Annotated in this window: 24 protein-coding genes and 1 pseudogene; 3 read left to right on the top strand and 22 right to left on the bottom strand. The window is 72.3% G+C overall.

Translation table 11 applies throughout. The features are described from left to right. Positions 1 to 26: 26 nt before the first annotated feature. The 5 genes from pheA to ACTWO6_RS32790 all read right to left on the bottom strand — a co-directional run bounded on the left by pheA (position 27) and on the right by ACTWO6_RS32790 (position 3,500). On the bottom strand, positions 27 to 983 hold the full coding sequence (pheA, locus tag ACTWO6_RS32810; protein WP_130330062.1) for a prephenate dehydratase: 957 nt from the start codon (positions 981 to 983) through the stop codon (positions 27 to 29). A gap of 10 nt (positions 984 to 993) precedes the next feature. Then, positions 994 to 1,485 carry a hypothetical protein gene (locus ACTWO6_RS32805; protein ID WP_446220847.1) on the bottom strand — a complete coding sequence of 164 codons (492 nt, stop codon included), beginning with the start codon at positions 1,483 to 1,485 and terminating at the stop codon, positions 994 to 996. Between the two features lie 122 nt (positions 1,486 to 1,607). Next, positions 1,608 to 1,997 (bottom strand): ACT domain-containing protein, encoded by a 390-nt coding sequence (locus ACTWO6_RS32800; RefSeq protein WP_446217519.1) that lies wholly within the window; start codon positions 1,995 to 1,997, stop codon positions 1,608 to 1,610. Between the two features lie 75 nt (positions 1,998 to 2,072). Continuing rightward, complete coding sequence (locus ACTWO6_RS32795; RefSeq protein ID WP_446217518.1) at positions 2,073 to 2,531, bottom strand: PAS domain-containing protein; 459 nt, start codon at positions 2,529 to 2,531, stop codon at positions 2,073 to 2,075. A gap of 231 nt (positions 2,532 to 2,762) precedes the next feature. Next, positions 2,763 to 3,500 carry a hypothetical protein gene (locus ACTWO6_RS32790; RefSeq protein ID WP_446217517.1) on the bottom strand — a complete coding sequence of 246 codons (738 nt, stop codon included), beginning with the start codon at positions 3,498 to 3,500 and terminating at the stop codon, positions 2,763 to 2,765. Positions 3,501 to 3,663: 163 nt separating this feature from the next. Between ACTWO6_RS32790 and ACTWO6_RS32785 the strand changes: the two genes are divergently transcribed. Continuing rightward, complete coding sequence (locus ACTWO6_RS32785; protein ID WP_446217516.1) at positions 3,664 to 4,875, top strand: arginine deiminase; 1,212 nt, start codon at positions 3,664 to 3,666, stop codon at positions 4,873 to 4,875. Positions 4,876 to 4,947: 72 nt separating this feature from the next. On the opposite strand, the gene ACTWO6_RS32780 is transcribed toward ACTWO6_RS32785, so the two are convergent. The 12 genes from ACTWO6_RS32780 to ACTWO6_RS32725 all read right to left on the bottom strand — a co-directional run bounded on the left by ACTWO6_RS32780 (position 4,948) and on the right by ACTWO6_RS32725 (position 16,847). Beyond that, a complete protein-coding gene (locus ACTWO6_RS32780) occupies positions 4,948 to 5,832 on the bottom strand; it encodes a DUF5926 family protein (RefSeq protein ID WP_446217515.1) in 885 nt (294 codons plus the stop codon). Positions 5,833 to 5,893: 61 nt separating this feature from the next. Then, entirely contained in the window at positions 5,894 to 6,310 is a 417-nt protein-coding gene (locus ACTWO6_RS32775; RefSeq protein WP_446217514.1) for an ATP-binding protein, read from the bottom strand. 66 nt (positions 6,311 to 6,376) lie between these two features. After that, the gene (locus ACTWO6_RS32770; protein ID WP_446217513.1) at positions 6,377 to 7,831 is read right to left on the bottom strand and encodes an ATP-binding protein; all 1,455 of its coding nucleotides are present in this window, start codon (positions 7,829 to 7,831) and stop codon (positions 6,377 to 6,379) included. An 83-nt stretch (positions 7,832 to 7,914) separates the two neighbouring features. Further along, on the bottom strand, positions 7,915 to 8,706 hold the full coding sequence (locus ACTWO6_RS32765) for a glycerophosphodiester phosphodiesterase (protein WP_446217512.1): 792 nt from the start codon (positions 8,704 to 8,706) through the stop codon (positions 7,915 to 7,917). A 12-nt stretch (positions 8,707 to 8,718) separates the two neighbouring features. Next, on the bottom strand, positions 8,719 to 9,054 hold the full coding sequence (locus ACTWO6_RS32760) for a rhodanese-like domain-containing protein (protein WP_446217511.1): 336 nt from the start codon (positions 9,052 to 9,054) through the stop codon (positions 8,719 to 8,721). A 29-nt stretch (positions 9,055 to 9,083) separates the two neighbouring features. Then, entirely contained in the window at positions 9,084 to 10,001 is a 918-nt protein-coding gene (locus tag ACTWO6_RS32755; RefSeq protein WP_446217510.1) for an LCP family protein, read from the bottom strand. 222 nt (positions 10,002 to 10,223) lie between these two features. Further along, positions 10,224 to 11,438 (bottom strand): LCP family protein, encoded by a 1,215-nt coding sequence (locus ACTWO6_RS32750; protein ID WP_446217509.1) that lies wholly within the window; start codon positions 11,436 to 11,438, stop codon positions 10,224 to 10,226. A gap of 208 nt (positions 11,439 to 11,646) precedes the next feature. Further along, positions 11,647 to 12,882: an LCP family protein gene (locus ACTWO6_RS32745; protein ID WP_446217508.1), complete on the bottom strand. Its 1,236-nt coding sequence runs from the start codon at positions 12,880 to 12,882 to the stop codon at positions 11,647 to 11,649. A gap of 74 nt (positions 12,883 to 12,956) precedes the next feature. After that, positions 12,957 to 13,937: an NAD-dependent epimerase/dehydratase family protein gene (locus tag ACTWO6_RS32740; RefSeq protein WP_109803789.1), complete on the bottom strand. Its 981-nt coding sequence runs from the start codon at positions 13,935 to 13,937 to the stop codon at positions 12,957 to 12,959. Between the two features lie 93 nt (positions 13,938 to 14,030). After that, complete coding sequence (locus ACTWO6_RS32735) at positions 14,031 to 15,704, bottom strand: solute symporter family protein (RefSeq protein WP_446217507.1); 1,674 nt, start codon at positions 15,702 to 15,704, stop codon at positions 14,031 to 14,033. Then, complete coding sequence (locus tag ACTWO6_RS32730) at positions 15,682 to 16,053, bottom strand: DUF485 domain-containing protein (protein ID WP_446217506.1); 372 nt, start codon at positions 16,051 to 16,053, stop codon at positions 15,682 to 15,684. The genes ACTWO6_RS32735 and ACTWO6_RS32730 overlap by 23 nt, the downstream gene beginning before the upstream one ends. Positions 16,054 to 16,211: 158 nt before the next feature. Beyond that, positions 16,212 to 16,847: a flavin reductase family protein gene (locus ACTWO6_RS32725; RefSeq protein ID WP_446217505.1), complete on the bottom strand. Its 636-nt coding sequence runs from the start codon at positions 16,845 to 16,847 to the stop codon at positions 16,212 to 16,214. Positions 16,848 to 16,888: 41 nt separating this feature from the next. On the opposite strand from ACTWO6_RS32725, the pseudogene ACTWO6_RS32720 reads away from it, so the two are divergent. Further along, positions 16,889 to 16,999: pseudogene (locus ACTWO6_RS32720) on the top strand (DUF397 domain-containing protein); the annotation flags it as partial. 74 nt (positions 17,000 to 17,073) lie between these two features. On the opposite strand, the gene ACTWO6_RS32715 reads toward ACTWO6_RS32720, so the two are convergent. From ACTWO6_RS32715 to ACTWO6_RS32705, 3 genes are all read right to left on the bottom strand, one after another. Next, positions 17,074 to 19,980, bottom strand: coding sequence for a hypothetical protein (locus tag ACTWO6_RS32715; protein ID WP_446217504.1), 2,907 nt, complete (start codon positions 19,978 to 19,980; stop codon positions 17,074 to 17,076). 124 nt (positions 19,981 to 20,104) lie between these two features. Continuing rightward, positions 20,105 to 21,799: an ABC transporter permease gene (locus ACTWO6_RS32710; RefSeq protein WP_446217503.1), complete on the bottom strand. Its 1,695-nt coding sequence runs from the start codon at positions 21,797 to 21,799 to the stop codon at positions 20,105 to 20,107. After that, entirely contained in the window at positions 21,784 to 22,548 is a 765-nt protein-coding gene (locus tag ACTWO6_RS32705) for an ABC transporter ATP-binding protein (RefSeq protein WP_446217502.1), read from the bottom strand. Before ACTWO6_RS32705 ends, ACTWO6_RS32710 begins: the two co-directional genes overlap by 16 nt. A gap of 218 nt (positions 22,549 to 22,766) precedes the next feature. Between ACTWO6_RS32705 and ACTWO6_RS32700 the strand changes: the two genes are divergently transcribed. After that, positions 22,767 to 23,111, top strand: coding sequence for a VOC family protein (locus ACTWO6_RS32700; RefSeq protein ID WP_446217501.1), 345 nt, complete (start codon positions 22,767 to 22,769; stop codon positions 23,109 to 23,111). Positions 23,112 to 23,346: 235 nt separating this feature from the next. Here the strand turns inward: ACTWO6_RS32700 and ACTWO6_RS32695 are convergent, their stop codons facing one another. After that, a complete protein-coding gene (locus ACTWO6_RS32695; RefSeq protein WP_446217500.1) occupies positions 23,347 to 24,987 on the bottom strand; it encodes a sodium/solute symporter in 1,641 nt (546 codons plus the stop codon). Position 24,988: 1 nt separating this feature from the next. After that, positions 24,989 to 25,435, bottom strand: coding sequence for a hypothetical protein (locus ACTWO6_RS32690; protein WP_446217499.1), 447 nt, complete (start codon positions 25,433 to 25,435; stop codon positions 24,989 to 24,991). Positions 25,436 to 25,636 lie beyond the last annotated feature (201 nt).

The raw sequence follows: 25,636 nt of genomic DNA, 5'->3' as shown, positions 1-25,636 counted from the left end.
CGCCCCGTCCGGGCGTCCCCGCACCGTCAGCTCAGCTCGCCGGCGCGCAGCCGGGACAGCCAGGCCGCCGCGTCGGCGTAGTCGGCGTCGGAGAGGCCGGCCGGGGCGGGGACCGGCCGTTCGGCCGCCGCCGGGCTCCAGCGGTGCCGGGGGTACGAGCCGAGGAAGCGCACGTCGGCGCAGACCCGCCGCAGCCCCTGCAGCGCCTCGCCGAGCCGGACGTCGGCGACGTGGCCGGTGCAGTCGAGGAAGAAGACGTACCGGCCGAGCGCCTCGCCGGTCGGGCGGGACTCGATCCGGGTCAGGTTGATCCCCCGGACGGCCAGCTCCATCAGCACGGAGAGCAGGGCGCCCACCCGGTCGTGGGCGATGTAGACGGCCAGCGAGGTTACGTCGTCCCCGGTCGGCGGCGGGGGCGGGCCGGGGCGCGAGACCAGGGCGAACCGGGTCACCGCGTCCGGGTGGTCGGCGATCTTGTCGGCGAGCACCGTCAGCCGGTGCCGGGACGCCCCGATCGGGGCGCAGACCGCCGCGTCGTACTCGCCGCCGGCCGCGCCGGCCGCGGCGGCGCCGTTGGAGAGCACGTCGACCACCGTCGCGTCGGGCAGGTGGTCGCGGAGCCAGCCCCGGCACTGGGTGGACGCCTGCGGGTGCGCCGCCACGCTGCGGACGTCGGCGAGGCTGGTCCCCGGGCGGGCGGCCAGCACGAACTCCACCGGCAGGATTACCTCCCGGGTGATCACCAGCGGCTCGCCCTCGGCCATCTCGTCGAGGGTCACCCCGACCGCGCCGCCGATCGAGTTCTCCAGCGGCACCAGGGCGGCGTCGGCGTCCCCGGCCCGTACGCTGTCCAGCGCCTCGCCGACGCTGCGGGCCGGCGTGCGGCTGCCCCGCTCGGCGGCGGGCACGGTACGCAGCGCCTGCTCGGCGAAGGTGCCCTCGGGCCCCAGGTAGACGTAGCGGGTCGGCGGTGTTCCGGGCATGGCGACCAGCCTACGCACCCGGAGTGCCGTCGCAGGCCAACGTCCGGATGCCGGGCGGTCCGGCGGCGCGTACCTCGGCCCCGCAGACGTCCGTCCCGGCGGTGACCAGCTCCAGTGCCCCCGGCCGGCCCCGGGTGACCACCTGGAGCTCCTCGTGCCCGGTCACGTCGAGCACGGTGTACTGCCAGTCCCCGGCGCAGAGCGGCCCGGTCCGGACCCGGACCCGGACGTCCCGGGGCAGGACCCCGGCCGCACCGCGCAGCAGCGAGACCACCCGGTCTCCGGACGGGCCGGCCGGGCAGGGTCCGGCGACCAGGTCCGCGCTGGTGGCGGTGGCCGTCGGCGTGGTCGGCGCCGTCGGGGTGGCGCTCGGCGTGGGCGCGCCGGGGGTGCCGGTCGCGGTCGGGGCGGTGGCGGTCTGCTGGGCCGGTCCGCGCAGCTCGGGTGGGGTGCCGCAGGCGGCGAGGGGCAGCAGCGCGAGCAGCGTGACCGGGACGGTCAGCCGTCGGCGAATGGTGGGGCGGGATGCGCTGGGTGGCACGGTCCGATCCTCGGAATCGGCGGACGTCGTTGCGGCCGGGGTGGCCGACCCCATCGTAGGAGGATCGGGCGGCGGGGTGAACGTCACTTGTGGACGCGGTGCCCGGCCCGCTCCAGCGCGGCCGTCGCCTCGACCAGCCGCACCGCGGGAACCAGCACGTGGTCGGTGTCGTACGTGGAGAACGCCACCACGTTCACCCGGGCCCGGGCCAGCGGGTCGACCAGCGCGGCGAGGGTGTCGGTGACGACCAGGTCGAGCGGATCGACGATCCGCAGGCACCGCCAGTCCGTCTCCACCACCGCCTGCTCCGGCACCCGGCGGGCGGGACAGATCAGGGAGATCCCGTTAACGCTCCAGCTCACCGTCACCACGTCGTGGTCGCACAGCCCGCCCCAGAGGGTCGGGGAGAGGCTGGAGCCCGCCGGCAGTCGGCACACGGCGTACTCGCCCGGCAACAGAGCGACATCGAGCATGTGGGCACCATACGTCCTCGGTGAGGGTCGGCCCCAGCACCGTCGGGTGCGGCGAGTGCCATCCGTTGTCGCAGTTCAGACCTCGGAGAAGAAGGTGAGTGAGCCGGCGACCGAGCCGTCGGTGAGCACCGGCGTCGAGATCGCATCGACGGTGGTGCCCGGCGCGTCGGGCCCGGACCCCTGGATCCGGAGCAGCCCGCGGGCCAGCCGGCCGGAGTGCAGGGCGAGCAGCGGCGGGATCTTGTCCGTCTCCTGCTCGGTCAGCTCGCTGCGGTTGGCGGTGAAGTCGACCAGGCGCAGACCGCCCTCCAGCAGCGGCCGCCCGATCACGTCCTCCGGCGCGCCCAGGCAGAGCAGCTCGCACCCGGACGCGGAGACGGCCACCACCGTGGTGTCGGCGTCGATCAGCAGGCAGGGCTCGGCGGCGTGGAAGACGGTGGTCGACCACTGCCCGAAGTTGTCGGACTCCTGCTCTGTCGGTGTCTCTGCGGCGGGCGCGAACACTTCCGAGAGCGAGAGCTCGACGTGGGCCACCGCGCCTCCTCATTGCACCGACGGTCTGTCCACGCTATCCGGTCGCCGCGACGGCCGCCCGACCGCGTTCGGGTGCACCGGAAATCGGTGCTCCTCGGTTGCCCGGGGCGCCGGTGGCACCGCGGGACAGGTGTCGGTGGGCCGGGTGCTCGGTGACCGGGCGGCCGGCGTCGGTGCGGACCGACGGAGCTGCCGAGACGGATCCCCGGACGCGTGGCGTCGCCGGTGACGTTACCGGCGGGCGGCCCGCTTGTCAGCGGCCGTTCGGCCCTCGTCATACCACCGGTAGTCGGCTGCTGGACGGTACGTGCCGTTGAGCCAGGTGTTCGGGTCCTGGGCGACCCGGGAGAGCTTCTCGGCGGTGGCGGGGCTGATCCGGTTTCCGCCGGCGACGAGGAGCCGGTCCAGCTCCCGGTGGGTCGCCATCAGGCAGTCCTTCGGCAGGCCGTACACGCTGATCACGCCGGACCCGACGAAGGTCAGCACCGGGCTCACCGGGATCGGCAGGCCGACCGCCTCGGAGAGCGCCTTGCTCGCCCGCTTCGCGTCCCGGCGCGCCTCGGCCACATAGGACGGACGCTTGCCGTTGATCTGTACGACGTCGCCGGCGACGAGCACCCGGGCGCGGCCGTGGTCGGCGATGGTGACCGCGAAGAGGCCGCTCGGGCCGATGGCCAGGAAGCCGGCGCGGTCGTCCCGGTCGTGGTCGAGCAGGACGTCCACGGCGTCCGTACGCGGCCACTCGATGACGTGCCAGGCGGGACCGAGGTGGTCGAGCTGGCCCAGGGCGCGGGCTCCGGCCGCCTCCAGCCGGCGGGCGCCCCGCTCGGCCCGACGACGGCGGGCCCACTCCAGTGGAGTCGGTCGGGCCGGTTCGAGGACCGAGGTGGACTCGATCCTGGGCTGTGGCACCGCGACGGGCGGCAGTGCCCGGGTGGGTACGGCTCGACGGGCGGGAAAGACAGTCATCGCGACCTCCGGCAAAAGGTCCCTCGAAGTTATGTCTTCACTACCCTACGTTGCGGACCCCGGTGTTCGGCAAGTTGGAGCATCGGAATGAGTGCGGATGAATGCCATATTCATTCACACTTCTTTTCCGGATGCTGCGGAACCCCTGCCCTACGCTGCGAAGGTGACCCACTACGTCGACAGCGAGGTCGCCCGGCTCGGCACGGTGCTGCTGCACCGGCCCGGCCCGGAACTCGCCCGGCTCACCCCACGCAACAACGACTCGTTGCTCTTCGACGCCATCCCATGGGTCGGCCGGGCGCAGGAGGAGCACGACGCGTTCGCCGCCGCGCTGCGCGGTCGCGGGGTGGAGGTGCTCTACCTGGCCACCCTGCTGGCCGAGACGCTCGCCGTGGCCGACGCCCGGGCCGAACTCACCGACCTGGTGCTGCGCTCGCCCCGGCTCGGCGACACCCTCCGCCGCCGGATCGCCGACCATCTCGCCTACCTCGACCCGGCCGCCCTCGCCGACGTGTTCACCGCCGGGCTCGCCCACGAGGAGCTGCGGCTGGGCCGGGACCGCCCCGGCGGCCTGGTCTGGACGCTGATGGACCGGCACGACTTCGTCATCGACCCGCTGCCGAACCTGCTGTTCACCCGGGACTCCTCGGTCTGGATCGGCGACCGGGTCGGGGTGACCAGCCTGGCCATGGTGGCCCGGCGGCGGGAGACCACGCTGACCGACGCCATCTACCGGTACCACCCGCGCTTCGCCGGCACCGAGTTCGTCTACCACCCGGAGATGGAGCACCTGGAGGGCGGCGACGTGCTGCTGCTGGCGCCGGGCGTGCTCGCCGTCGGGGTGGGCGAGCGGACCACCCCGGCCGGCGCGGAACGGCTCGCTCGGCAGGTCTTCGCCGCCGGCCTGGCGCACACCATCCTGGTGGTGCCGATCGCGCAGGAGCGGGCCACCATGCACCTGGACACCGTCTGCACGATGGTCGACGTGGACGCCGTGCTGATGTACCCGAACATCGCCAGCACCCTGTCGGCGTACACGGTCATCGCCGGCGCGGACGGCGACGAGCCGCGGGTCGACGGGCCGGCGCCCTTCCTGCGGGCCGCCGCCGACGCGATGGACCTGGACCAGCTCCGGGTCATCGACACCGGCCTGGACCCGGTGACCGCCGAGCGGGAGCAGTGGGACGACGGGAACAACACCCTCGCCCTCGCCCCCCGGCTCTGCGTGGGCTACGAGCGCAACGTGGAGACCAACGCCCAGCTGGAGCGGGCCGGCATCGAGGTGATCGCGATCGCCGGCTCCGAGCTGGGTTCCGGCCGGGGCGGTCCGCGCTGCATGTCCTGCCCACTGGTCCGCGAGCCGCTGCGCCGCTGACCCGGACGGACCGCGGACCGGTACGGGCCCGCCCGGCGCGAGGTGTCCGGCGGGCCCGTCAGGACGGTCGGGTCAGCGGAGGGTGAGCTGCCGGCCGACCAGGCCGTGCCGCGCCCGCCGGCCCGCCGCGTCCAGCGGCTCGGTCTCCTTGAGCGCCTCGGCGTACCGGTCGGCGAACGCGGCCACCGGCGCCTCCCACTCGGCCGCCGGGGTCTGCTCGGGCAGGTCCCACACCGGCACCAGCCGGCCGTGCGCCCGGAACATGCCGGCGAAGCGGGTGTTCTCCCCGAGGGTCAGGGTGCCGGCCACGCTCAGCCGGGACAGCGCGTCGAGCGCGACGTCCTCGTCGTCCGGCAGCACCCAGCGCACGTGGGCCTTCTCCGGCACCTGGCACCAGTACGCGGCCCGGGCGGCGGCCAGCCGGACGGTCGGGTAGACCGCCGCGTTGGCGCGTTCCAGGGACGCCTGCACGGTCGGGTCGTCGGCCGCTCCCGGGTCGAGCCAGAACTCGAAGCCGTCGTGCATGGTGATCTCCAGCGGGCCGTCCGCCAGGATGTCCTGGAGGCGGGGGCCGGGACCGGGCAGCGGCGGCACGGTGACCTGGCCGCCCGGCTCGGTCCGCAGCGCGGAGAGCAGCGCCTCGGCCAGGTCCCGGGAGACGTCGCCGGACTGCTGGTGCCGCTGGAGGCCGATCAGGATCCGCCCGTCCGGCTTGGTCATCGCCGGGGCGGCCATCGGCAGCACGGTGGCCAGGGTGACCGGGCGGTCGCCGTACTCCTCGACCAGCTCGGGGGTCAGCCGCAGCGGCGCGGAGGCGGCCGGGACCAGCTCGCGCAGGGCGATCCACTCCGGCTCGTCCACCAGCCCCTCGAACGGGCGGGGCACGAAGATGTCGCGCACCTTCTCCCGCTTGGGGGTGGCTTCGGCGGCCCGCTGGCTCTTTCGACGCTTGCTCACGGCGAGACAGCCTAGATGCCGGGCCGGCGCGCGGTGGGAACGACCCGCCCCCGGGACCCGCTCAGCCGGCCGCGACCAGGTCCGGCCGGGGCGTCGCGACCGGGTCGAACTCGGCCCAGACGCTCTGGCCGAGGCCGTCCCGCTCGACCCCCCAGCGGCTGGCCAGGCCGGAGACGATGTGCAGCCCCCGCCCGTCGGCGGCGTCCGGGCTGGCCGCCCGCATCAGCGGGCCGGCGCCGGAGCCGCCGTCGGTGACCCGGAGCTGGACGCGCTGCCCATCGGCGGTCGACCGCAGCCGCCAGGCCACCCGGACCACCCCGCCGGGCAGCGGGTCGGCGTGCCGCACGGCGTTGCCGACCAGTTCGGCGAGGACCGCGACCAGGTCGGCGAGGAGGATCGGCGGTACGACGTCGGCCAGCTCGTCGGCGAGCCGGTGCCGGGCCAGGCGCGCGCCGGTCGCGTGGTGGGGCACCACCACGCACCACGATCGTTCGGCCGAACCCGTCGACACCGTCGTCCCTCTCCACCCCCGTCGGCGCCGGGATCATCCCCGCGGCAGCCGCACCTCTGCGACGGTACCGCCACCGGCCCTCGGACGGAGGGATACCCATCCATTCTGCTGTTCAACGATCTGCCGGACGAGGTAGAGACCGAGCCCGGCCCCGGGATAGCGCCGCCGGTCGCCCGACTCGCCCTGCCAGAACCGGTCGAACGCCCGCTCCACGTGCTCGGGACGGATGCCGATGCCCCGGTCGGCGACCCGGAAGGAGACCGTCCCGTCGCTGGCCGACGCGCCCACCTCGATCGGGGTGCCGGGCAGCGAGTACTTCCCGGCGTTGGTGCTCAGCTCGGTCAGCACGGTGGCCAGGATGTGCCGGTCACCGCGCGCCTTGGGCAGGTCGTCCGGCAGGTCCAGGACGATCCGGTGCCGGACGTCGGCCGGCAGGTCGGGCACCGCGGCGCGGAGGGCGTCGGCGAGGTCGAAGGGAGTGGTCGGCTCGCCGCCGGGCCGGCTGTCGGTGGCCGCGGAGAGCAGCCGGTCGACGAGCCGCGCCAGCTCGTTGGCCCGCTGCCCGATGATCCGGGCCGCCTGCCGCCGGTCGTCGTCGTGGAGCGACTCCCAGTGGTCGGTGAGGGTGTCCGCGTACCCCTTGATGACGGTGACCGGGGTACGCAGCTCGTGGCTGGTCACCGCGACGAAGAGGTCCCGGTCGTGGTCGCGCCGCTGCTGGTCGGTGATGTCGCGGAAGGTGACCACCCGCAGCGTGCCGGGGCCGGGCAGCTCCCCGGAGGTGACCCGCAGCCAGCGGCCGTCGGGCATCCGGTGGTCGAGCACCTGCCCCGGCGGGGGCAGCGGGAAGGGCAGCGGGCGGTTCAGCGACTCCCCGGTCGAGCGGCCGGTGACCTGGGCGGCGGCCGGGTTCCAGAGCCGGACGTGGTGGTCCCGGTCCACCACCGCCAGCCCGTCGGCGAGGGCCGCCACCACCGGGCCGTCGCCGTGCACGGGCAGGCCGGTCTGGTCGCCGTACATGTGCGCGATGCAGGCGGCGACGTAGCCGAGGACGGCGTGCTGGGAGGTGTCCTCCGGGTCGCCGTCCGGGTAGAGGGCGTGCAGGCTGCCCACGGTCAGGCCGCCGATCTCGGCGCGCGCCACGATCATGCGCAGCAGGCCCCGGTCGGCCAGCTCGTCGGCGAGCGCGCCCGGGATCCGGTCCACCCGCACCTGGCGTACCGCGGGGCCGGAGAGGAGGCGGACGGTGGCCGGGTCGGCGACCGGCAGCGGCCGGCCGATGGCCCACTCGGCGGCGCCGGTCGCCGCGATCACCCGGCCGCCGGTGGGGGCGAACTCCACGAACGCCAGGCTGGCCGCGCCGATCGCCGGCTGGACCACCCGGAGCAGCCGGGTGAGGACGGGCAGCCCGGAACCCCCGGAGTTGATCATCTGAATGACGTTGGTGTGGCCGGCGATGAGGGCGCTGTAGTCGGTTCGCTCCGGCATGTCCCGAGTGTGCCCCGGCCGGCCGGCCCGGGGACACCCCCGCCCGGCCGACCCGCACCGACCGCCGGGCCGACCGGCGGAGCTCAGCGGCCGAGCCGGGCCAGCGTGTGGGCCGGCCGGTCGGTGATCACCCCGTCCACCCCGGCGTCCAGGACCAGCTCCAGGTCGTCGGGCTCGTTGACCGTCCAGACGTACACCTGGTTGCCGGCCGCCCGCAGCGCGGGGACGAGCTGCGGCCGGGCCCGGAGCAGCCCGATCCCCGGCCCGGCGATCCGGGTGCCGAACGGCAGCCGGCCCAGCCGCAGCCAGCGCGGCAGCACCTCCAGCAGCAGCACCGTGGGCAGGGCGGGGGCGAGGTCGCGGATCCGGCGTACGGCCAGCGGGGAGAAGGACATCACGGTGACGCTCACCGGGTTGTTTGGCGTCGGGTCGGCGAGGCCGTACCGGCGCAGCAGGGTGACCAGGCGGCGCTCCACGTCCCCGCCGTACCGCGAGGGGTGCTTCGTCTCCACCAGCAGCCGGACCGGCCGGCCGGCGGCCAGCACGGCGTCGAGCAGCCGCTCCAGGGTGAGCAGCCGGGTGTGCGACTCGTCGAGCCGCTCGTCGCCGTCGCCCGGCACCCCGCCCGGGTGCCAGGAGCCGAAGTCGAGCGTCTCCAGCTCGGCGAGCGTCCGCGCGCTGACCAGCCCGTGGCCGTTGCTGGTCCGGTCCAGCCGGCGGTCGTGCACGCAGACCAGGTGCCCGTCCCGGGTCAGCCGGACGTCGCACTCCAGGCCGTCGGCGCCCTCGTCGAGGGCGCGCAGGTAGGCGGCGAGGGTGTGCTCGGGCAGGTCGTACGAGGAGCCGCGGTGCGCGAAGACCAGGGGGTCGCCCATGCCGCTCGGTCCCTAGACGACCCGGCCCGGCTGCCCGTCGTCGGTGACCACTGGCCGGCCGGCGGCGGCCCAGTCACCCATCCCGCCCTCGACGTTGCGCACCTGATCCCACCCGTTGCGCATCAGGTAGGTGACGACCTGCGCGGACCGCCCGCCGGAGCGGCAGATCACCGCGACCTCCCGGTCGTTCGGCACCTCGGCGAGCCGGGCGGGCAGCTCCATCATCGGGAGGTGGTGGGCGGCCGGCGCGTGGCCGGCGCTCCACTCGTCGTCCTCCCGGACGTCGAGCAGATAGGTGTCGTCGGGCACGGCCGACGCGGGCACGCTGGGAACCTGGGGTCCGAACACGGCTACCAAGCCTAGTCGGGCCGGTCCGGTCACAACCGGTTGACCCATCGGGGATTGGCTCCGGCCCACTCGGGCAGCCGGGTGCCCCGGACCGCGTCGAAGAGCCCGTTGCCGCCGTTGTCGAGCACCACGTAGGAGACCTCGTCGATGGTCTGCGGGTAGGACGGGACCTGCACCCCGCGCAGCGCGTCCGCGGGCAGCGACCGGAAGTCGAGCAGCAGGTCCTCCAGCGGCACGCCGTTGGTGTCCACGGTCAGCGAGCCGCCCACCGCCCGGAGCACCTGGTCGAGCTTCACCGGGTCGCTGCGCAGGTGCGTCTCGCTGGCCTTGTCAAGCACGGCGCGGAGCATCTGCTGCTGGTGCCGCTGCCGGTCGAAGTCGCCGCCGGGCAGGTCGTAGCGCTGCCGGACGTAGTCCAGCGTCCGCGCGCCGTCCATCTGCTGACAGCCGGGGGTGAAGAGGGTCTTCGTGTGGATCGAGCGGACCTCGGTGTCCACGCACATCCGGATGCCGCCGAGCAGGTCGATCACCTCCTTGAAGCCGGAGAAGTCGACCAGCGCGGCCCCGTCGAAGCGGATGCCGGTGAGCCGGGTCAGGGTGGCGGAGAGCAGCCGGGCGCCGGCCTGGCCGCCGCCGCCGTGCTCGTACGCGGCGTTGATCTTGTCCTGGCCGCCGCTGTAGCCCGGTGCGGGCGGGATGGCGACCAGCAGGTCCCGGGGGATGGAGATCAGGTACGCCTGCCGCATGCCGGCCGGCACGTGCACGATGAGGATGCTGTCCGAGCGCTGGTCCTCGGCGCTGGCGCCGGTGCGGTGGTCGGAGCCGACGAGGAGGTAGTTGAGCGCGCCGGAGAGGTCGGTCCGCCGCTGTCGGGCGGCCGGGTCGAGCAGTTCCTCCTTGACCACGGCGCGGTCGTACCGGTTGGTCAGCCAGTGCAGCCCGGTCACGGCGATGGTGGCGAGCAGGACCAGGGCGAGGCCCGTGCCGAGCAGGAACCGGGGGAGGTGGGCGCCGCGTCCGGCCCGCCCGCGTCTGGTCCGTGCTGGCCTGGACGTGACACCCCTCCCGCACCCGATACGTGAGACCCGCTCACGTCAGGCTACGGGCGAAACACACCGGCGGTGGCCGCTTTCGCAGCCACCGCCGGTGCTCGGGTCAGAGACGCCGGGTCACTTACGGGTGGAGAGGACGCTCGGGTTGGCCACCACGAACTCGGCGAGCTTGTCGTCCTTGACCGCCTGGAACATGTCCATGCTCAGCTGGTTGAGGGACTCCCGCGTGTGGTCCGCGTTGGGGCTGTAGGTGCCGCCGTTGGTGCGCAGCGTGGTGAGGTCGTTGCCGGTGACGCCCTTCATCGTGTAGATGAAGTCGTCGATCGGCACGCCGCCGGTGTCGAGGATGAAGGCCTTGCCGGCCGCTTTGATCAACTGGTTCAGCTTGATCGGGTTGGTCAGCGTGCCGTTCTGGGTGGCCTTCTTGGCCATCGCCTTGATCAGCTGCTGCTGGTTCTGCTGGCGGTCGTAGTCGCTGTTCGGCAGGCCGTAGCGCTGGCGGGCGAAGTCGAGCGCCTCCCAGCCCGCCATTTCCCTGCAGCCCTTCTTGTGCACCACCGGCGTGTAGGACTTGCCGGACTTCTTCGCGTCCGCGTTCCACATCGGCTTGCCGTCGACCATCGACATGTGGTGCGACTTGACCTCGTGGCTGACACAGATCCGGACGGTGCCGAGGGCGTCGATGACGCTCTTGAAGCCGCCGAAGTTGATGATCGCGGCGCCGTCGAAGCTGATCCCGGTCATGTTCTTGATGGTCTTGGCCATCAGCTGGGCGCCGCCCTCCCAGCCGCCGCCGTTGCGGGCGCCCGCCTGGAAGGCCGCGTTGATCTTGTCGGTGCCGCCCCGGAAACCGCTCTCCTTGAACGCCGGGATCTGCGCCTCGGTGTCCCGGGGGATCGAGATCAGGTAAGCCTGGTCGTGGGTGGCCGGGATGTGCAGGATGATGATCGTGTCCGAGCGGACGTCGTCGGCGGCCCAGCGGGCCCGGGCGTCGACGCCGAGCAGCAGCATGTCGATCGGGCCGTCGAGGCTGTTGCCGCCCTCGGCGTCGGTCTTGCCCGCGTCGCCGAGCAGGTTGCGCTGCGCGATGCTGCCGGTGGCCTGGCCGATCACGGCCTTGCTGCCGACGATGGCGAGGCCGCTGGTCATCATCAGCACCGCGCCGAAGATCACCGTGAGTCGGGCCCAGAGCGGGTCCTTGCGACGGCTGCGCTTCTTGGACCCTCCGTTGCCGCGGCCGCCGGGGCCGGGCTGCGTGGGGATGAGGGGCGGCACCCGGCCGGGTGCTCCGGGATCCGGTGACTGAGGGCGACGGCTGGTCTGAACCGGCATGCGTGCTCCAGCTCGATGATCGGGGGGCTCGACCACTGTACGTACCCGTACCCGTTGTTGCGACCTCCGCAGGGAACTATTCCCGCCAATCCCGGCACTCGTCATCGTGGTTCGGCCGAACGGCCAATTGAAAAGGACCGGTCGGCGGTTGGCTCGCCGTGGAGGAGCCTTGACCGCCGACCGGTGGGGTATTCCGGAGGGGTGGGCGTCAGCCGCCGTTCCCCGCGCCGCTCTCCTGGTTGGCCTTGATCCAGTCGGCCATGGTGTCCGCCGACATCGCCTTGTACATCGCGAGGGCCTGCTCCCGGTCGGAGACCACCACCGACTCGCCGTTGATCGTCTGACTGCCCACGTTGGGGCTGGTGATGAAGGTTAGGTTCTCGCCGCGCAGGCTGCGGAACTGCATCGCCATGTCGACGAGCGAGAACCCCTGGTCGACGGTGGCCGCGTCGGTCACCGACCTGAGGAAAGCGTTCAGCTTCTTCGGGTTGGTCAATGTGCCGGTGCTCGCCGCCTTGTCCATCAGCGCCTTGAGGAATTCCTGCTGGTGGCGCATCCGGGCGAAGTCCCCCTCGGGGAACTGCTTGCGCTGGCGGATCCAGTCCAGCGCCTCCGCGCCGTCCATGTGGTTCACGCCCTTCGTGAACGTCCGGTACGGCTTGTGGATCGAGGTGATGGTCCGCTCCACCTTCAGGTCCACCCCGCCGAGCGCGTCGGTGACCTCCTTGAACCCGGCGAAGTCGATCGCCATGACGTGGTCGATCCGCACGTCGCTGAAGCACTCGACGGTCTTCACCGCGAGCGGCAGGCCACCGAACGCGAACGCCGCGTTGACCTTCGCGCGCTGGCCGGAGTCGCAGTCCGCGCCCGCGTTCTCCGGGATCCGCACGTAGAGGTCGCGCGGAATGGAGACCAGGTAGGCCTGCTTGTGGTCGGCCGGGATGTGCATCACGATCAGCGTGTCCGCCCGCCACTTGCCGGCGCTCTCCACCGGGGCGTCCGGGTCCCGGGAGTCGCTGCCGACCAGCAGGATGTTCAGCGCGCCGTCGACGGTCTTGGCGGGCCGGCCCCCGGTGATCTCCGAGAAGGGATCGGTGCGGGCCAGGTCGTTGTTGAGGTTGCGGGCGTAGAACCAGGCGCCCGCGCCGCCGAGCAGCGCGAGCACCAGCACCGCGACGCCGGCCACCAGACCGATCCGGCCCCAACGCGGGCGCGGACCGCGCCGGCCCGGCCCGCCGGCGCCGCCCGGGCCACCCGGGCCGGCGGGTCCGCCCGGCCCGCCGGGGCCGCCGGGGCGCGGCTCCTCGTCGTACGACGGGTACCTCTGGGCCTCGGTGGCGCGGGCGCGCCCGGTGGAACTCCGGCCGGAGCCGGGGACCTGGGCGCGGCCCGCGCTCCGAAGCAGGTACGGGAGCGGGACGCCAACTGTGGTGGTCGCTGACATGTAACCGAGGGTAGGTCGGTTGAGCCAGTAGCGCCCTCAGGTGCGGGTCGGTGTCTGCGTCCTTCCAGGCGGGTTCAGTACCCTAGCCGCTCGCGGAAGTACTCGATCGTGCGTCCCAGGCCGTCTTCGGGCGCCACGGTGGGCTCGTATCCGAGCAGCTCCCGGGCGAGGGTGAGGTCCGGCCGGCGCATCTCCGGGTCGTCCGCGCTGCGGGTGATGTAGCTCACCTCGGAGCTGCTTCCGGAGAGTGACACGATCAGTTCGGCGAGTTGCCGCATCGACATCTCGTGCTCGGTGCCGCAGTTGATCGGGCCCGTCTCGGTCGAGTCGAGCAGCAGCAGGATGCCGCGCACCAGGTCGTCGACGTAGCAGATCGAGCGGGTCTGGTTGCCGGTGCCGTGCACGGTGATCGGCTCGCCGCGCAGCGCCTGGGAGATGAAGGTCGGGATCGCTCGGCCGTCGTCCGGGCGCATCCGCGGGCCGTACGTGTTGAAGATCCGGACGATCGCGGTGTCCGTGCCCCGGCTGCGGTGGTACGCCATGGTGGCCGCCTCCGAAAAGCGCTTCGCCTCGTCGTAGACGCTGCGCACGCCGATCGGGTTGACGTTGCCCCAGTAGGTCTCGCGCTGCGGGTGCTCCTTCGGGTCCCCGTACGCCTCGGAGGTGGAGGCCATCAGGAACCGGGCGCCGTCGGCGGTGGCCCGCTCCAGCAGGTGCAGGGTGGCCACCGAGCCGACCCGCAGGATCTCCACCGGCAGCTTCTCGAAGTCGGTGGGGCTGGCCGGGGAGGCCATGTGCAGGATCGCGTCGAAGCGCTCGGCCAGCGCCGGGTGGTCGGTCGGCAGCCCTTCGGAGATGTCCGCCTCAACCAGGGTGAAGGTCGGCTTCTCGAACAGGTGGGCGACGTTGTCCTTGGAACCCGTGACGAAGTTGTCCAGCACCACGACGGTGCAGCCGCGGGCGATGAGGGCGTCGACCAGGTGGGACGGCACGAAGCCGGCGCCGCCGGTGACGAGGATGCGATGTCCGGGTCCGAAGCGGGGCTCTACCTTCATGCCGGCCAGCCTACTCAGCGTGCCTTTTCCGCGTGGTGCGGCATATGGCGAGGGGCCCCGCCGGCTCGGCGGGGCCCCTCGTCACGGCGAGCGTCAGTGGGCGCCCGAGCCGGTGAGCGCGCGCACCTCCAGCTCCGCGTACTTCTCCTCGTCGTGCTCCTTCGAGATCAGCGTGCCGATCCAGCCGCAGAGGAAACCGAACGGGATGGAGATGAGGCCCGGGTTGGACAGCGGGAACCAGTGCCAGTCGTGCTCGGGGAACATGGCCGTCGGCGCCCCGGAGACCACCGGGGAGAAGAAGACCAGCACCACGGCGGCGAGCAGGCCGCCGTAGATCGCCCAGACCGCGCCGGAGGTGTTGAACCGCCTCCAGAACAGGCTGTAGAGGATCGCCGGCAGGTTGCCGGAGGCGGCGACCGCGAAGGCCAGCGCCACCAGGAACGCCACGTTCAGGCTCTGCGCGAAGATGGACAGGACGATCGAGATCGCGCCGATGACCAGGGCGGAGATCCGGGCGACGTTCACCTCCTGGCGCTCCGACGCCTGCCCGTTCTTCATCACGTTGGCGTAGAAGTCGTGCGCCAGGCTGGACGAGGACGCCAGGGTGAGCCCGGCGACCACCGCCAGGATGGTGGCGAAGGCGACCGCCGCGATGATCGCCAGCAGTGTCGCGCCGCCCAGGCTGCCGCCGAAGAAGTCCCGGCCGAGCGCTTCGGCGAGCTGCGGCGCGGCGGTGTTGCCGGCCTTGTCCTGCGCGGTGATCGCCTGCCCGCCGACCAGCGCCGCCGCGCCGAAGCCGAGGGCCAGCGTGAGCAGGTAGAAGGTACCGATGATGCCGATCGCCCAGAGCACGCTCTTCCGGGCCGCCTTGGCGGTCGGCACGGTGTAGAAGCGGATCAGGATGTGCGGCAGACCGGCGGTGCCGAGGACCAGCGCTATGCCGAGCGAGAGCAGGTCCATCTTGCTGTAGAAGGTCTTCAACGCGTCGCCGGGCGTTTCCACGCCGTACCGCAGCCCGGGTTCGAGGAAGGCGGAACCCTTGCCGGAGGCGGAGGCCGCGTCGCCGAGCAGCGACGACAGGTTGAACTTGTACTTCGCCAGCACCAGCAGGGTCATCACGATCGCGCCGGTCATCAGCAGGAATGCCTTGACGATCTGGACGTACGTGGTGCCCTTCATGCCGCCCACGGTGACGTAGATGATCATCAGGGCGCCGACCATGATGATGGTCGCGACCTTCGCCGTGTCGGCGTCCATCCCGAGGAAGGTGGTGCCCGGCTTGATGCCGAGCAGCAGCGCGACCAGCGCGCCCGCGCCGACCATCTGGGCCAGCAGGTAGAAGATCGACACCGTGATGGTGGAGACCGCGGCGGCCGTCCGGACCGGGCGCTGGCGCATCCGGAACGCCAGCACGTCGGCCATCGTGTACCGGCCGGAGTTGCGCAGCAGCTCGGCGACGAGCAGCAGCGCCACCAGCCAGGCGACCAGGAAGCCGATGGAGTAGAGGAAGCCGTCGTAGCCGTAGAGGGCGATGATGCCGGCGATGCCCAGGAAGGACGCGGCCGACATGTAGTCGCCGCCGATCGCCATGCCGTTCTGGAAGCCGGAGAAGGAGCGCCCGCCGGCGTAGAAGTCGGTCGCCGTCTTCGTCTGCCGGCTGGCCCAGATGGTGATGGCCAGCGTGATCGCCACGAAGATCAGGAAGAGCGTGATGGTGAGGTTCCGGGCGGTCGTGCTGCCCGCCTCAGCCGCGAGGACCGTGTTCATGGGTCACCTCCCCGATCTCGGCACGGATCCGGTCGGCGACCGGATCGATCCGCCGGTCGGCGAACCGCGAGTAGAGCCAGGCGATGACGAACGTCGAGACGAACTGGAGCAGGCCGAAGACGAGGGCGACGTTGATGTGGCTGCCGAAGAGCTTCGTGCCCATGAAGCCCCGCGCGTAGGCGGAGAGGATGACGTAGAGCGCGTACCACAGGAAGAACGCGACGGTCATCGGGAAGACGAAGCCGCGCAGCGCGCGTCGCAACCCGGCGAACTCGTCCGACCGTTGTACGGCGAGGTACCGCTCCGCGGCGGAGTCGGCCGGCGCGGACGCGGGTGTGTCCGTGGACATCTGTGGATCACCACCTTCACAGGCGTGGGGAGTTTCGCGCACGGTAAGGAGCGCGCTCCCCGCCTGGGAAGGCCGAGACCGGCGTCGGTCGTCGGCTGCGCCGAATGGTGGTCCGGCTGCGCCGAGTGACCCAGGTCACTGCGTTGACCGGTCGCCGTTCAGTCGGTCAGCTCGCGGTACCGCCCCCGGTAGTGCAGCAGCGGGGCGGTCTCCTCGGCCAGGTCGATCGCCTCGATGGTGGCCTCGACCAGCAGTCCCCAGCCGTACTCCCGGGCGGTGTCGAGCCGGCAGCCGGCCCACCCGCCGGCGTCGGTCGGCACCGGGCCGTAGGGGGTGTCGGTCCACCTGCCGGTGGCGAAGAGACCGCCGGGGGACGGGAAGAGGCCGGCGAACCGGTCGGCGAGCTGCCGGTGCGACGGGCCCAGCGGGCAGACCGCGAAGCGACCCGCCTCCTCGACCGCCGCCCACAGGTCCGACTCGGGGTCGATCAGCCCGAGCAGCCGGTCCGGCTCGCCCTCGGCGACCAGGGTGGACGAGACGGTCAGCCCGGCCGGCCCCGGCGCGGTCCAGAGGGTGACCGGGGCAGCGAGCCGCCCGCGCAGCCGGCGTACCGGTGAACGCTGCCCGGCCGGCACGGCGAACGGGTCGGTGTGGTGGATCTCGGCACCCGGCTCATGATTCACGTGAAACATTGTGCCGCCCCGGGCCCGCGCCCAACCGAGGAAGCGGTCGTGCAGGTCGGCGGGGCGGGCGTGCCCGTTGAGCGGGGCGAGCTGGTCGCCGGCCTCCGCCATCAGCAGGCCCAGGTAGACCAGCAGACCGGTCCGGTCCGCCCGGGGTGGTGCTGGTCCGGGACAGCAAGGACCGCTCCGGCCCCACCCTCACGTTCGCCCCCGACGCCTGGCGCATCTTCCTGGCGCTGCCCCGGGCCGGCCGGCGGGGTTGACAACCCGCAACATCCGACCGGAGACAGGAGGGCGGGCCGCCCCATCCGGGACGGCCCGCCGCGTCAACGCCTGGTCAGGAGAAGTCGACCAGGAAGTAGTAGTTCGTCGTGTCGGTCCATACTCCGTCGGCCGTACGTCCGCGCACCCTCATGGTGTGCGAACTCGCCGAGGTCGGCGTGTAGCTTGCGGTGGCAACCCCGGCGGCATTCGCCGCCACCATCACCGGCTGGCCGTCATCGACCGTGTACTCGAACTCCACGACGCCCGGACTGCCCTGGGTGAAGGTGAACTCACCCGGCACGCCCACGCCACCGGCCCACTGGTTGGCCGGGTAGGTACTCGACGACACCAGCGGCGCCGTGCCGACCAGGAAGGGGTAGTCCGTCTGTGGCGTGTACTCGCCCGCCGCGGTTCGGCCCCGTACCGAGAAGGCGTTCGCGCCGTTGCGATCCATGGTCACCGAGATGTCGGTGACCAGCGCGTCGGGAGTCTTCGGCACGCTCTGCCAGGCGCCGCCGTTGAGCTGGTACTCGAAGGTCGTCACCTCGCTGATCTCGGTGTAGACCCCGAACCTGCCGATCGCGCCGATCCCGCCACGGGGGGTGTACTCGTCGTACGCGCTACTCACATTCACGCGCGGGTCGCGTACGCGGAAGTAGTACCGCCGCTCCGCGCTAACCGTGCCATCGGCCGCCCGGCTGGTGACCGTCAACAGGGTGTACCCGGGATGCGTCGGCGTGATCTCGATCGTTGCCTTACCGTCCGTTCCAGCGGCCACAACCTGCTCTTCGCCGCTGTACTCCAGCACGTAGCGGTACTCCACCACGTCGGAGCGGCCCGGGTTGAAGGTGAACCGACCCGGCTGGCCAGGCTGGCCGGCGGCGCCGTTCTCGGGGTAATCGCTGGACGTCACCACCGGTGCATCGCTGACCTCGAACGTGTAGGTCCGCGTCGGCGAGAAGGACCCGTCCAGGAAACGCGTACGTACCGTCAGCGTATTGCTGCCGGAGCGATCAGGGGCGAGCGTCACCTGAGCCCAGCTGTACTCCGGGTCCGCGATCTGCTCGGGCCCGTCGTTGAGCCGGTAGAGGTAGACGTCCACGTCCGGCATCGCGGTGTCGAAGTTGAACTCACCGGGGATGCCCACGCCGCCCCACGCGCCGTACTCGTAGTACGTGCTGGAGTAGACGGTCGGCTTGGTATCGATGACATTGAACTGGTACTGCTCGACCTCGGAGACGGTGCCGTCGGCGCTGATGCTGCGCACGTTCAGCATGTACCAGTTCGGCTCCGTCGGCGTCCAGCGCAGCACCGCGGTGCCGTCTGCTGCCGCGTCAATGCGTTGCATCTCGTCGTAGAGGAACGCGTACTCGTACGCCACCACCCCGGCGCGGCCGGGCCGGAAGGTGAAGCTGCCCGGACGATCGACCACACCGTCGTGGTCCGGGAATGCGAAGTCGGCCGACTCCACGAACGGGGTGTCGCGGACCGACACATCCTCCGTGTGCGCGCCGACGAACTCGGTTCCGACGTAGCTGCGCACCTGGAGCTTGATGGAACCAGACTGCGTGAACACCACCGGGACGTCGGTTGTGCCATCGGCGTCCGCCGGGACCCTGACCTCGTCGCCGTCACCGATCTTGTAGCCGAACTCGGTGACCCCCTCGACATTGGTCGAGATCGCCAGTTGGCTCGGCAGGCCGACACCACCCACCGTCACCCGCACCTGCGGTGCCGTGGATCGCACGAAGAACCGATATTCGGTCACCTCGGAGGAGTTGGACGCGCTGTCCACACTGCGCACGCTCAGCGACTCACTGAACGAGGTCGGCGTGTATTCAAGCGTGACGGCCGCGCCGGGTGCGGGCGCGGGGATGTAGTTGTACGTCTCGCCGAAGCGCCCCCAGTAGTAGCCGACCACGTCCGGCGATCCGTTTGCCGTGAAGGTGAACGTGCCCGGAACTCCCGAACCGCCATGCGGCTGGCCGTCATTCGGGTACTTCGCCGAGGTGACCACGGGTGCGGCCGGCCGCTGCCCGTCCACCTTCACGTAGCACGGCTCGGCCCACGCCGAGTAGTCGTGACCGTCGTAGGCACGGGCGGTCCAGGCCACCACGGTGCCGTGCGGGTACTGCGACATGTCCCAGCCGACCTTGGAAAGGGTGCTTCCGTAACTCGATCCGAACCGCTCGGAACGCTGGTCCTCATGGCCGACCGGCCAGGCGGCGAACTGCCCGTTGAAACTGGAATCGTTGCTGTCCGCGTCCGCGCCCCGGACCATCAGGCTGTAGTAGCGCGGCCCCACGGGCTGCGGGTTCTCCTTCGAACCGCAGGACCACGACGGAAACTCGAGCCCGATCTGCGCCACCGTCGGCGCGTGGTTGGCCACACTGTGGATCACCGGGAACGGGCGGAGCTTACGGCCGTGGGAGAGCTTGCCTTCGTAGCCGTGCGGCACGCGGATCTCGATGGTGAGGGTCTGCTCGTCCTGGTTTGCCAGCTTCTGTAACGCGGGCATGATGTCCCACACCAGATAGCCGGGGCAGGTGGCCGCGCCGCCAGCCTGGACGGTGCCGAGCAGCTCACGGTGGCGCGGGGTCGACTCCCAGCTTGTGGTCGCCTTGATCGGATCAGTGCGCCAGAGCTCGACCGGCTGGGCCGACGCGCAGTCGGCCGCCGATCGCTCCGCGATGACGAGGTCCGCCTTGTGGATGACGGCCCCACGGAAGCGCGAGATGTCGAAGGTGAAGTAGGACCGGGACTTGTGCTTGTTGCCGCCAGCATCTGCCCAGGCACCGATCGGTGCATCACCGGCGGCGTTGACGAACGACCTGTCCGGCAGTTGAGAGTCCGTGTAGGCCCAGCCGGACTTGCCCACGTCCCGCCACTCGTAAGCCTGTGCCGGCATGGCGATGACGTTGACCAGACCCGCGCCAAGCATGATCCCGAGTGATGCGGCCAGCAATCTTCGTGCGCGCACGAACCATGCACCTCCCCCCACAGGCGACGGCGTGCTTCGCCATCGAGGTGCCCGAGCATATCGAGGCACAGCAACGTCCCGCGGACCCGATCCGCGTTGCCGCCGCCCGTCAACCGACCCGGCGTCAGCGGCGGGGGGTGACGGCGGCCAGCAGCTCCGGCTGGCGGCGGTCCAGCACGTCACCGGCCAGGTACGACCCCAGCAGCGCCGCGCCCAGCCCGTACGCCAGGCCGACCGGCAGGGCCAGCCAGAGCCACAGGTCGCCGAGGAGCGCCGCGGCCACCACCATCGGCACCGCCGCGACCGCCGAGGCGACCATGGACAGCAGTGCGAGGAGACTCTTCGCCATCCCGGCGCCGGTGTTCATCGCGAACGGGTTGCTCGTCTCCGGCAGCGCGTACGCGCCGAGCACCGAGATGAACGCGTTGATCGCCAGTCCGCTGCCGTACGCGGCGAGCAGCGCGCCGGCCATCACGCCCAGCCAGGCCGGGTGTCCGAGCAGCGTGGCGAGGACGACCGCGACCACGCCCAGGATGGGCACCACGTAGAGCGAGAACGCGGTCATCCGGGCCCGCAGCTCCAGCCGCCCCGGTACGCCGGCCACCACGTTCGCCGCGTACGCGCTGCCGTCGAAGCCGAACTGGTTGGCCAGGGTCAGCGAGGCGAGCACCCCGACGAAGAGCATCGAGAGGCTGACCAGGACCGGCGAGGAGTCGGCGGTGGCCTCGCCGAACGCCTGCCCGCCGTCGGTGGCGAGCCGGGAGCCGCCCAGGTTGACCATCACCGGCACGAAGATGCCGACCACCGCGATGGTGATCAGGTTGGCCCGGCGCCGGGCTTCCCGCCACCAGTAGCGGCATTCCCGGGCGACCAGCGCCCCGAACCGGTCCCGCCGGGCCCAGCCGACGGCGCGCGGGAAGAGCTGGGCGACCGCCCCGCCCACCGGGCCCCGCCGGTCCCGGGCCGGGCCGGCGCTGACCGTGCCGACCATCGCCGACTCCAGCGACCGCGACCACCACAGCAGCAGCGCGCCGATGGTCACCGCGGTGATCAGCAGCTTGACCGGCGCGGCCCACACCCGCCCCTCGGCCATGTCGATGCCGGCGGTCCACGGCGCCCCGAACGGGGTCCAGCCGACCACCCGGGCCACCCCGGTCAGCCAATCCCAGTCGGCCTGGCGGACCGCCGCCAGCACCACGATCTGCAGCGGCCCGAGCAGGGCGGCGACCACCGCCAGCAGCACGGCGGCCAGGTCGCGTACCCGGCGGGAGCGGAGCATGGTGGCGAAGGCGCTGGTCACCGCGCGGGCCGCCGCCACGCAGAGCAGCAGCCCGCCGGCCGCCCCGACGACCGCGACCAGGCCGGCCGACCAGCCGCCCAGCGCCCCGGCGGTGACCACCAGCCCGGACACCGCCGCCAGCGTCGCCAGCACCGGCACGCTGACCAGGGCGGCCGCGAACAGGCCGGTGACCAGGGTGCGGCGGCTCAGCGGCAGCAGCGCGAACCGGGCCGGGTCGAGCGTCTCGTCCACGCCGAAGAAGACCAGCGGCAGCAGCAGCCAGCCGAGCACCAGCAGGCCCCCGCCGAAGGCGGCGGTCAGCAGCGCGTACCGGGGCTCGCCGGCCAGGCCGGGCGCCGCCAGCGCGAGGAAGCCGCCGGCGGCGAACCAGAGCCCGACCAGCACGCCGACCACGAAGAGGGCGATCCGCCAGCCCTGGCCGCGGAAGTTGTTGCCGAGCACCCGCAGCTTGAGCCGGACGAAGTGCCGGGCGGAGATCCGCCGGGCCGGCCCGGCCGGCGCGGTCACCGGGACAGCCACGACAGCTCCTCGCCCGTCGCGGTCCGCCCGCCGACCACCTCGACGAAGACCTCCTCCAGGGACCGGTCCCCGCGCACCTGGTCGAGCGTGCCGACCCGCTTGATGGTCCCGTCGGCGAGGATCGCCACGTGCGAGCAGAGCCGCTCGACGACCTCCATCACGTGGCTGGAGAAGACCACCGTGCCGCCGCCGGTGACGTACCGGTGCAGGATGCCGCGGATCAGCGCGGCCGACACCGGGTCGACCGCCTCGAACGGCTCGTCGAGCACCAGCAGCCGGGGGCCGTGCAGCAGCGCGCAGGCCAGGCCGATCTTCTTCTTCATGCCGGCCGAGTAGTCCACCACCAGGGTCCGGCCGGCGTCGGTGAGCGCCAGCACGTCGAGCAGCTCCGCCGCCCGCTGCTCGACCACCGCCGGGTCCATGCCGCGCAGCAGACCGTGGTACGCCAGCAGCTCCGCCCCGCTGAGCCGGTCGAAGAGCCGTACGCCGTCCGGCATCACGCCGAGCAGGCTCTTGGCGCGGACCGGGTCGGCCCAGACGTCGTACCCGAGCACCCGGGCCTGGCCGGCGTCGGGCCGTAGCAGGCCGACGGCCATGGAGAGGGTCGTGGTCTTGCCGGCGCCGTTCGGGCCGAGCAGCCCGTAGAAGGAGCCGGCCGGGACGTCCAGGTCGACTCCGGCGACGGCCACCTTGGTGTCGAACCGCTTGGCCAGGCCGCGCAACGCGAGCGCGGGGTGCTCTTGGGTCATGTCCCGACGTTAGTCGGCCGACGCCCGTGATCTCTCCCGCCACGGGACGACCTCGATCTCCTACCCGGGCAGGAGATCGGCTGTGGCCCGGGTGTGTTCCGCGAACCGCTCCGCGAGCCAGTTCTGCTCGTCCACCGTTACCTTTCCTCCCCGCCGTCGGTCAGCAGTGTGACGGACCGGAGCGGTCCGAGGTGAAACCGCGAGTGGAGGAGCGACGCGTGACGTCAGGCATGAAGACCATCATCTACCCGGTCCGCGACCTGGAGCGGGCGAAGGCGCTGTACGGCCGGCTGTTGGGCGTCGAGCCGGTCGTGGACGAGCCGTACTACGTCGGGTTCGCCCTGGCCGGGCAGGACGTCGGCCTGGATCCGAACGGCTACGGCCAGGGCATGACCGGGCCGGTGGCGTACTGGCACGTGGACGACATCGAGGGGAGCCTGAAGGAGCTCCTCGATGCCGGGGCGGAGAAGGTGCAGACGGTCAAGGACGTCGGCGGCGGCAAGCTGGTCGCCTCCGTACGCGACGCGGACGGCAACGTGGTCGGCCTGATCCAGGCGCCCTGACGGGGACCGGATCTCGTCGGGCGTCACCGCCGCCCCCCGGCGCCCGACGAGATCCGGGAGGATCACGACGGCCCTGACGCCCGAGGAGGATCCCCCGATGACCCCGCCGCCCCGCCCACCCAAGCAGCGCTGGAAGGACCTCCGATAACAGCCCGACCGGTCGGAACCTGCGGACCACTGGCCGGGTACGCCTCGGCATCGGCCCGACCGGGACGTGGTGATGAGGCGCCCCGGCTCAGAGGCGCAGCGCTTCGGGGGTGTGCAGGCGCAGCATCGTCGCGCCAACGTCGGGGGGGAGCCGGCGGCGGGTGGCGAGGGACACCGCCACCATCACGGTGAACGCCAGCGGCACGGTCCACGCCGCCGGCTGGGTGGTCAGCGTCGCTGGCCAGCCGCTCAGCGGCGGGCCGAGCACCGTGAGCAGTACGGCACCGACCGCCGCGCCGCCGCCGACCAGCACCCCGGCCGCCGCGCCCAGGTCGGTCAGCCCCCGCCACCAGATGCCCAGCACCAGCAGCGGGCAGAAGCTCGACGCGGCCACCGCGAAGGCCAGCCCGACCACCTGGGAGACGTCCAGCCCGGAGACGTTCAGCGCGAGCAGCGCCGGCACTCCGCCGGCGATCACCGTGGCCAGCCGGAAGCCACGTACCGAGCCGCGGCCCAGCACGTCCGTGGAGATCACCCCGGCGACGCTGGTGAGCAGCCCGGACGAGGTGGAGAGGAAGGCCGCGAACGCCCCGGCCGCGACCAGCGCGGCGAGCAGCCGCCCGGTCAGGCCGCCGCCGAGCGCCGCCCCGGGCAGCAGCACCACCACCGCGTCCGTCTGGCCGGTGACCAGCAGCTGCGGCGTGTAGATCCGGCCCAGCACGCCGTAGATCGTGGGCAGCAGGTAGAAGACGCCGACCAGGGCGAGCACCACCAGCGTGGTGCGGCGGGCCGCCGCGCCGTCCGGGTTGGTGTAGAAGCGCACCAGCACGTGCGGCAGCCCCATGGTGCCGAGGAAGGTGGCCAGGATCAGCGAGTACGTCGCGAAGAGCCCCCGGTCGTCGTCCCCGGCGGTGTCCGGCAGCAGCCAGTCGGTCGCCCGGGTGGCCGTACCGGAGACCTCCGGCACCGGGTCGCCGGCCGCGAAGTCGAGGCGGTCACCGGGGCGTACCTCCCGGACGTCGCCGTCGGGGAGGGTGAGGGTCGCGCGGTGCTCGACCACGACGGTGGTCGCGGTCCGGAACGCCGGCCCGTCGGGCGGTGCCGCCGCCGGGCGGGCGTCGGCCTGCCACTGCAACGCCAGGAAGATCGCCGGTATGGCCAGCGCGGTCAGCTTCAGCCAGTACTGGAAAGCCTGGACGAAGGTGATCGCCCGCATGCCGCCGAGCGCCACGTTCGCGGTGACCACCACGGCGACCAGCAGCGCGCCCACCGGGTACGGCGAGCCGGCCACCGTGGCCAGGGTCAGCCCGGCGCCCTGCAACTGCGGCACCAGGTAGAGCCAGCCGATGAAGATCACGAAGACGGTGGCCAGGGTCCGCAGCCGGCGGGACCCGAGCCGCAGCTCGCAGAAGTCGGGCAGGGTGAACGCCCCGGAACGGCGCAGCGGGGCCGCCACGAAGAGCAGCAACGCCAGGTAGCCGGCGGCGAAACCCACCGGGTACCAGAGCACGTCGACGCCGTACTTGAGGATCAGCCCGGCCACGCCCAGGAAGCTCGCCGCGGACAGGTATTCCCCGCCGATCGCGGCGGCGTTCCAGGTCGGGCTGATCGCCCGGGAGGCGACCAGGAAGTCGGAGGTGGTCCGGGCCAGCCGCAGCCCGTAGAAGCCGATCCCGACGGTGACCAGGGTTACCGCCACGATCGCCGGGACGACGAAGCCGTTGCCCACCTCAGCGCTCCGGCCGCTGGACCAGGTCGGTGAAGTCCTGCTCGTTCCGCTCGGCCAGCCGCACGTACGCCCAGCCGACGCCGATCAGGAACGGGAACGAGGCCACCCCGAGCAGCAGCCACGGCAGGTTGACCCCGAGCAGCGTGATCCGGCCGACCGAGGGCGCGATGGCGAAGAGCCAGGGCAGCCCGCCGAGGGCGATCAGCACCACCAGGCTCAGCCGCACCGCCAGCGCGAGCTGGGCCCGGACCAAGCCCTGGACCAGCGCCTCGCCGACCCGGGTCTGCTCCGCCAGCTCGGCGCGGGTCCGCCCGGACCGGTCGTCCCGGCGGGACACCTCGGCCAGCACGATCCGGGTCCGCCGGGGCGGCTCGGCGGCGCGCGGGGCCGGCACCGGGACGGCCTCGGCGGGTCGCCCCGGGCCATCGTGCTTCGCCGGACCGGTCATCCCCGGCAGTCTTGCCTGCTCAGCGCGAATGTCAAGGGTGCCGCGGAGGGGCTGTGGACAACCTGTGGAGAACGGCTCACTCCTGTGGACAACTCTGGGGACAGGGCCGGGCTCGTTGTGGACGACAGGGCGGAACCGTCAGGGTGAGCCGGTAGAGAGGAGGCCGCTGCCCCCGGCCGGGTCGACGGTGCCGGTCGGCCC

It is taken from the genome of Micromonospora sp. IBHARD004 (genome assembly GCF_052814115.1).
The sequence above is the reverse complement of the archived record's forward strand: the minus strand, read 5'-3'. Positions and strand labels throughout refer to the sequence as shown.